At 49.4% G+C, this 6975-nt stretch carries 7 protein-coding genes; 4 read left to right on the top strand and 3 right to left on the bottom strand.

Going from position 1 to position 6975, the window contains the following annotated elements; translation table 11 throughout:
• Positions 1–241 precede the first annotated feature (241 nt).
• Complete coding sequence (locus D6783_03875; GenBank protein RME52758.1) at positions 242–841, top strand: hypothetical protein; 600 nt, start codon at positions 242–244, stop codon at positions 839–841.
• Between the two features lie 81 nt (positions 842–922).
• On the opposite strand, the gene D6783_03870 is transcribed toward D6783_03875, so the two are convergent.
• Entirely contained in the window at positions 923–1180 is a 258-nt protein-coding gene (locus D6783_03870; protein RME52757.1) for a hypothetical protein, read from the bottom strand.
• Between D6783_03870 and D6783_03865 the strand changes: the two genes are divergently transcribed.
• Positions 1172–1561 carry a hypothetical protein gene (locus D6783_03865; GenBank protein ID RME52756.1) on the top strand — a complete coding sequence of 130 codons (390 nt, stop codon included), beginning with the start codon at positions 1172–1174 and terminating at the stop codon, positions 1559–1561. The two genes, D6783_03870 and D6783_03865, sit on opposite strands and share 9 nt — an antisense overlap.
• A gap of 144 nt (positions 1562–1705) precedes the next feature.
• Here the strand turns inward: D6783_03865 and D6783_03860 are convergent, their stop codons facing one another.
• Complete coding sequence (locus tag D6783_03860) at positions 1706–3574, bottom strand: hypothetical protein (GenBank protein RME52755.1); 1869 nt, start codon at positions 3572–3574, stop codon at positions 1706–1708.
• A gap of 3 nt (positions 3575–3577) precedes the next feature.
• Positions 3578–5317, bottom strand: coding sequence for a hypothetical protein (locus D6783_03855; protein ID RME52754.1), 1740 nt, complete (start codon positions 5315–5317; stop codon positions 3578–3580).
• Positions 5318–5773: 456 nt separating this feature from the next.
• On the opposite strand from D6783_03855, the gene D6783_03850 reads away from it, so the two are divergent.
• Together D6783_03850 and D6783_03845 are read left to right on the top strand one after the other, a co-directional pair.
• The gene (locus D6783_03850; GenBank protein ID RME52753.1) at positions 5774–6427 is read left to right on the top strand and encodes a hypothetical protein; all 654 of its coding nucleotides are present in this window, start codon (positions 5774–5776) and stop codon (positions 6425–6427) included.
• A gap of 176 nt (positions 6428–6603) precedes the next feature.
• Positions 6604–6975: hypothetical protein (locus D6783_03845; GenBank protein RME52752.1), on the top strand; the 372-nt coding region annotated here is incomplete at its 3' end.

Below are 6975 nucleotides of genomic sequence, written 5' to 3'. Positions count from 1 at the left end.
TTAAGGGCGTATTTCATTTTTTAATTAATTACTTCAGTTAGTTTGCTAGTGCATTTTATAAAATATAAAAACGAAATATTTAAATATATGTTATACTGGTATACGAAATAGTATACAAAGAGCCCATCAACTAACTCATTGTTGTGAGTTCACTCGGGCACTTCAACGCGGCAAACGCGGATCGGCGACAGAAAATCCGCGGTGTGTAACACCCTTACTTGCGACGGAGGTGATTTCCATAATGATAACCCTAGAGAGCACTACGAAGCTCAACCAAATGGCGAGCTATCTGCGACAGCACGGCTTTGCAGAAGACAGTATCGACGCCGTCAGCCAAGCAAACAGCATCCTACGCGGCAAAGCGGGCCAAGCACGACAGCACGTTCAACAAAGCGCTCAAGAACACGATCAACCGGACGCTGAACGAAAAGCATTTCGGCACGATGCTTTCTTTGAAGAAGACGCTAACGCACTTGAACAGCTCCAAACACGCCTCAACACCTTTGAGCGCTCAAAACACCTTCTCAACTCACGACTAGACGAAGTCTCACAAGCCCTTCAAGCCCTAGCGAAGCGACTCGAGCGCCTCGAAAACAACACCACAACAAGACCATCCGCGCAACCTCTACCGCCTGCACGTGGATGGAACAGCGAGGAACAAGCCACCCCGCCCGCCCCCCAACAGGGGCAAGGGCAAGGGGGACTCGCTGAACACACGCCGAGCGGCACGAGTAACGCGCCGCAAGCCCAGGGAGCAGCACCCAGAACCAGTGCGAGGACGGGAAACTTTAGGTCGCAAGATGTTGACATCATGAAATATTTTTACTGCGGCACGAAGTAACTCCCCTCCGAGACGAGCGCAAAGCAAGCGCCCTGGAGCGACCAACGAAAAAAGAAGGAACGAAACAACACTTCATCACGCTTAGCGGGAGCGCTGCACGACGTAACAAGAAAGGAACGCCAAAAAAACTGTAAACAACCTTATTTCTGTACGCGTGCAGCCTTCCCTAAGATTTTCTCCACCCCCCCCCTTCCACCTCTCTGCAACCTCCTTTCCAACGCGCCACGCATGCACCACACGCAGTGCAAGCGCAAACAGCATAACGAACAACAAAAAATCCGCCCACCATAACAGATAGATATATAAATCCCCGCCACCAAAGAAGGGGCGATGGCTCAACAAACAAGGAAGAGAGCAACAAAGAAGCCTTCAAAAAACGCCGTGCAACAAACAAGAGGGCAAAGACGCGCCACGAAAAAACCCGTGGCGCAAGCAACGCCTCAAGAAGACCCGTTCACCTCAGAATCTTCCCTCCTCCATGTTAGAAAGCTCCACCAACAATTCACCCACGCCCACCTCTACTACGTCTGCGCCGTCCTCAGCACTGCGCTCTTCGTCTTCTCCCTCGTCCAAGGCATTATCTTTCACACGCTCAATGCAGGAATTCCCAGCGCAGAACTCTCTCTTTCTCTCGCCTTCACTCTCTACCTCCTTGCTGTCTTCTTCCTCGCAATAGCGTGGCGGTGCCTGGAGAGAGGGAAGCGACACTATCGATACTAACGTCAACCCTTGCGTTAACCGTTGCGCGTTCAAGCGCCCATAGCTTTTCTCAAACAAAGAAACACGCACAGCGAATCGGGTGTGCGACCACATCACAGCTCGTTACGTACTACTCCCCCCGCCGCCACGACTCCTCCCACTCACTCACGTCGAAAGAACGCTCTCAAACAAGTATTGAATAGCAATGACGTGCCCTCCGAGGAGAATAACAGAGTAAATAAACCAACCCAGCATGCTTGCGTTAATCGTCTTGGCCAATTGGAACGAATCATTGCCCACTTTCACATTGGACTGGAAAAGACTCAGCACAAGAATCATCTCAAGAAGATAGATGGAAACAACAACGGTCAAAATCGTCGGCGCAATAATCTCCTCAATATTGACAAGCTGCAACTTCGTAATCTGGCTATCACTGCTCCCGAACGACTTCTGAATCCCCTCCAGCACACTAGAAATGAACGTTAGCGACTTGACAATGGCAAGGCTCATTAGCACAGCCGCTGCCGAGAGAATCGGAGCCAGAAACGCAGTTGTCACATTAATAAGCGCTACTGTTTCAGCAAGCAACGTCTTGATGTAGTCGTCAAGCTCGTAGATGGAAATCGTCTGCTTGCGGATCATCTTCGTTGCCTGAGCAGCGCTCTCTTGAGATATGTCTGTGAAAGAAATGATATTGGACAAAATATTTGTCAACTTCCTCGAAGGACAAATCTTTGGCAAGAGATCATGTGTGAGCTCAAGAACGGTCATCTTAGAAACCTTCAGCTTGTGAACCAACATGCTAAAGAACTTAACAATGGGGTGGCTGCCGAACCCGTGAGTCTTGTAGTCATCAACCACCTCAGGCAAGATGCTCTCTACTGACATGTTCAACGTCAAGTACGTAGAGAACGTTTGAAGAAGGTGCGGCAAGTCCCGCTCGGTCTCGTCAACTTCATGCCAAAGAGACGCGTGCTTTCGAACGTAGTTATACGTGATAATTAAAATGCCCGTCGCCACCCCCATGCCCAAGAGCCAAACGAAAAAGATGGAAGGAAACAAATACTCTCGCTTCATATTCGTTGGATCAATTGAAATGAGCTGAAGAATTCCAGGAATCGCAAAAATCACAACGATTCCTGCTGCCACAATGAAGAGTGGCTTGGGAAGCGGCTTGTAAAACGGGCTCTCCTTTAAGTTAATCGTGTTCACCTGAATACGCCTTGAAGAGAAGTCCAGCGCCATGAGCAGAATAAACGTTGGAAACGCGACGTCGTACACGAACGTAATCAACGTTCCCTGAATAAGTGTCGGCAAGAATACGGAAACAAGAGGGAGGAGCATAAGAGAAATGATGGGAAAAAGCACCCCAACAGCGATGAGCGTCTTTGCTTTATTGGACAAGTCCTCTGCAAACCGCTTCCCCGCCGTGTGGTAGCTAATGATAAGGGTTTCCAACACTTCATCAATGATCTTGGCCTTGTCCTCCTCTGTCGAGAGCGAGGCAGTCTCAAGCAATTTGAACGATTTGATAAAATCAGGATTTATGGCATTCCAAATTGGCGTGTATTCCTCAATAACTTCTCCCAGCGTGTTCTTCTTGCGCAGTCGCAGCTGATTAGTTATGTCCTGGAATTGCGTCTTAAGCGTGCCGCGAAGCTCCTTGGTCGTGTTCAACACCGCATACTCCATGGATTGGTTCATCTGAATGAAGGTAGCAATGCGCATAATGGCTTTCAGCATCTCTTCTGTGTACTCGATAAGTCGCTGGCTGTAAACAATGTTCACAGGATAAATGTAGAACGTCAAGCTCAAGATAACCCCTGCAAAAAAGAAGAAATACACAAAGAAGTTGCTAATCGTCGCACCAAACAAGGCAAGAATAACGCACAAGGCAAGAACCCCAACGCTCGCTCCCGTAATCGCTCTCGAATCGTATTTATACTCAACAAACTTGAGCCGTTTATCAACGTACCCTATTGAGAACTTCAGCGGAGATGCCAACCCTAACTCGTAAACAAAATCGAGCGCCATCCATTACTGCCTCTCCTGCTCTTTATGAAATAACAGCTCCATTCTCCTCGTGAACTCTTTCTTAAACATCTCGAGGCGCTCCGGCGAACTGAGCGGCAACAAATTCTCCGAGAGCAACGTAAACAAAATGTTCGCTTTAGAAATGAACGGCGCCTCAAGAAATGACGAGTCAGGAGCCAACCGAAGATGCGTCTCCTTCGCCCAGCCCCGTAACTTGATATCTTCAATAACGCTCTGGTAATTCTTATACCCCTGACTCCGCTTCAAAATTTCCTGAATGAAGACGGACTTCCCATTCAAGAACGCGTCTGTCGGGACGAGCTCGTCCTTTTTTGGATCGTACACGAGCAAATCCAAAAACTCAGGCTCATCCTGCCAGTGCTTGAGCACTTCTGTCACAGACAGCACACGCCGCACGCGCTTGAGCCCTGACGGGCTCTTAATCTGGTTCATCGTAATAATCAAGTCAGTAACCTTAAACGACCCCTTCGGCACGCCAAGGTCGTTCACAACACGATCAAAGACGCCGTACGGGCTGTCGCCGTGAATCGTTCCTGCAACAACGTTGCTCATAGCACCCACGCGCATAGCCTCGTAGAGGACCTTCGCCTCTTTTGAACGGATCTCCCCAATAATGAGCACGCTGTCGCCCAAACGCAGCGTCGTTCGCAAGCCAGTGTCGAAAGGCATTTCCAACCCGTGCTCGAGCAAGGCAGAGCGCACCTTGAGCGGGAGGAGATCGTACCCGAGCGCCTTATACGACTCAATAGGTAGCTCCTGCGTATCCTCAATCGTGATAATGCGGTATTTCGGCAAAATCTCTAAAATAAGCGCGCCGAGAAGCGACGTCTTTCCAGACCCCCTCGGCCCTGCAGAAAGAAAAGACCGCCCGTGAGAAATGGCAAGGCTTAAGACGCCGCAAAACCAACTATTCAACGCCTTTTTCTCCATGAACAACGGCAGCGTCCACGGATGCTCGCGATGGCTTCGAATACTAAACCCCGTCCCGAAAACGGAGAACGGACTCACAATCGCAGCGACCCTGCCTTTGTGGTTCTTAATGGAAATCTCTCCGTCAAGCTGCGGCTTGGCTTTGTTAATCGGCCGCCCCGTAGAAATCTTCAGCCGAGTCGTCAAGTAATTCAATAAATCATCGCTAGGATAAATGTTTGAAGTGCACTCGTCAAAGTCAGCATGAACAATGCGAATGGGCGTCTTGTACGCGGGCGGGTTGATATTGATTTCAAGCACCTTTTCATCAAAGAGCAAATGCTCCAAAATCCCATACTCGAGATACCACCGCTTGATGTAGTCATTGTCCGTCTCGCCAGTCCTTTTGAACTCTTCAACTTCCTCATACATCTCAGCAAGCTGCTGAAACGTCACGTTCATTTCCGGAATGCGAATATAATAAATGTACCCGACGTTTTCCAACCGCTCCAAAATGCGCACGTGCGCCCCGGTACTCAGCGTGTAACTCTGCACCACGCGGTGTGGCTCGGTCACCGTCCCAATACGAACGTCAATGAAGAACGGCTCAATGTGCAAGAGGCGCCTCCTGCTGTCGTACTCCTTCGTAAACAACTTTGTCTTAATACGCACGCGATCGAACTGTTTCCCACGCAAAAACCGCTCGTACTCATCAGAGAGCTGAATCGAGCCCATCGTTCCAGGGGCTTCTTTCTCAACGTCAATGCTGATGATTTCCTGCTCTTCGTTTAGAAGCACACCATCAACCTCCAACCAACGTCCTCAAGCCGACACGCGACACACCGCCAGGAAAGGCGCGATCTCACCCGCAACACGAAACCTATCATTACGTCTTCCTCAAAGTGATTCTCAACTCCTGCCTGTGCAAAATCAACCGTCCAGCAACTAAGAGCGCCGGGCACTGAAAACCCTAACCAAAAAAACGCTATAAAAACCTTTTTAACCATAAACGAATAGTAAATACTGCCTGGCTTGCAAGGTGCTTGCAAGGCGAATCACGCATAACGAAGCACGAAGAACGAAGAAGACCACCACACACGCACGCCACACGACCAACAAACGCAACCAATAGAAACGTTTATATATCTGGCCCGAACGAAAGAAACATAACCAGCACAATACAGAAACTACACAACGGATTCGAAGCCGACAGGAACACCGAATACCAGCGCACAAACGACGGAAGAAGAGGCGCGGAAGACGCGAACGGTGCTGGAAGGGAAAAAGAGGGGAGAGGACGTGGTAGACCTTCTCGGAGCAAAAAAGCAACGCCAACTGCAAGAATCGATTGAGCAACAAATCAAAATCCTTGCAACAAACGTTGAAGTTCTCAACCAAAAACTCATCCAAGACCCCAACGCCGCCATTACGCCAGGCGAAGCCATCATCAAGAAACAAACAGCTGAAGCCCTCCAATACCTCAAACGCATCGAGCAAGTTCAGGCCTCAGCAACAAGCGAAGTCACGGAAGCCGTCACGCAACAAGTTCAAAAGCTCCAAGCCACGTTCCAAACAATGGTGAAGGAGCTTGACCGCTTCCCCCAAGAAAAAGCAGCACTCTCAGAAAGCGTTGAAAACCTCAAACGCATCATAGACCAGCTCGACAAGCTCGACAAATCCTGGTTGGCGGACTTCCTCGCCAAAGTAGACGTCTTCAACAAAAACGTTACCAACCTCAACAACAACCTCGTCGCCTACCACAACGGCATGGTCGAAGCCATCGACAAAAAAGTTGGCGAAGTCGCAAGCAACGTAACACTCCACCTCCAAAAAAATCTCTTCTGGGTCATGGTCATCATCGCCGTTGTCGTCTTCACAGTCAGTCTTCTTGCATTCGCGGTATTCAACGTCGCCGCAGGGTGAAACGCCTCCCTTTGAAAAGGAAACAAAAACACTTATAAATCAACATTCTCATTACCAAAGCCATGACTCGAACCATCTTCACAGTCATCGGAATCCTCCTCGCCCTCTTCGCCGTTGGCCTCCTCATCTACAAAGTAACACACACCCTCCCGCCAGTGCTGCCCTAAGTTGTATCCATGAACACCGTCGAACTCCTCGTCTACATCCTCTTTGCCTTCATCATAGGCTCACTCATCTTCGGGTTTATCTCCGACTGGGACTACCTCAAAACATACCGAAGCTTTCGCACAGCCCTCCTCTCAGAACCGGACTCGTCCTTTCAAACAGTCACCCTTGATTCCTTGCTTGCAAAGCTCAACGATGTGAGAAAGCAATGCGTACGAAGAGAAAAAACATACACGCAAACACTCTATGTCGAAGGCAACACCACCCTTACAAAAGAAGCCCTTTTTTCGAGGGTGAAGGCGCTGCATTGGTGCGGGTCTTTGCAATCAGCGAGTGAGGGGTGCGGCGAGCGCGAGGACGTGAACGTGTCTGCCATACCCCTC

It is taken from the genome of Candidatus Woesearchaeota archaeon (assembly GCA_003694805.1).
GTDB lineage: Archaea > Nanobdellota > Nanobdellia > Woesearchaeales > J110 > J110.
Note: the sequence above shows the minus strand (reverse complement) of the source record. Positions and strands in the feature narration are given on the sequence as shown.

Bases quoted from the DNA above. Each gene is read 5' to 3' on its own strand.
- D6783_03875 (RME52758.1), top strand. From the start codon at position 242: ATGATAACCCTAGAGAGCACTACGAAGCTCAACCAAATGGCGAGCTAT.
- D6783_03865 (RME52756.1), top strand. From the start codon at position 1,172: ATGGCTCAACAAACAAGGAAGAGAGCAACAAAGAAGCCTTCAAAAAAC.
- D6783_03860 (RME52755.1), bottom strand. From the start codon at position 3,574: ATGGCGCTCGATTTTGTTTACGAGTTAGGGTTGGCATCTCCGCTGAAG.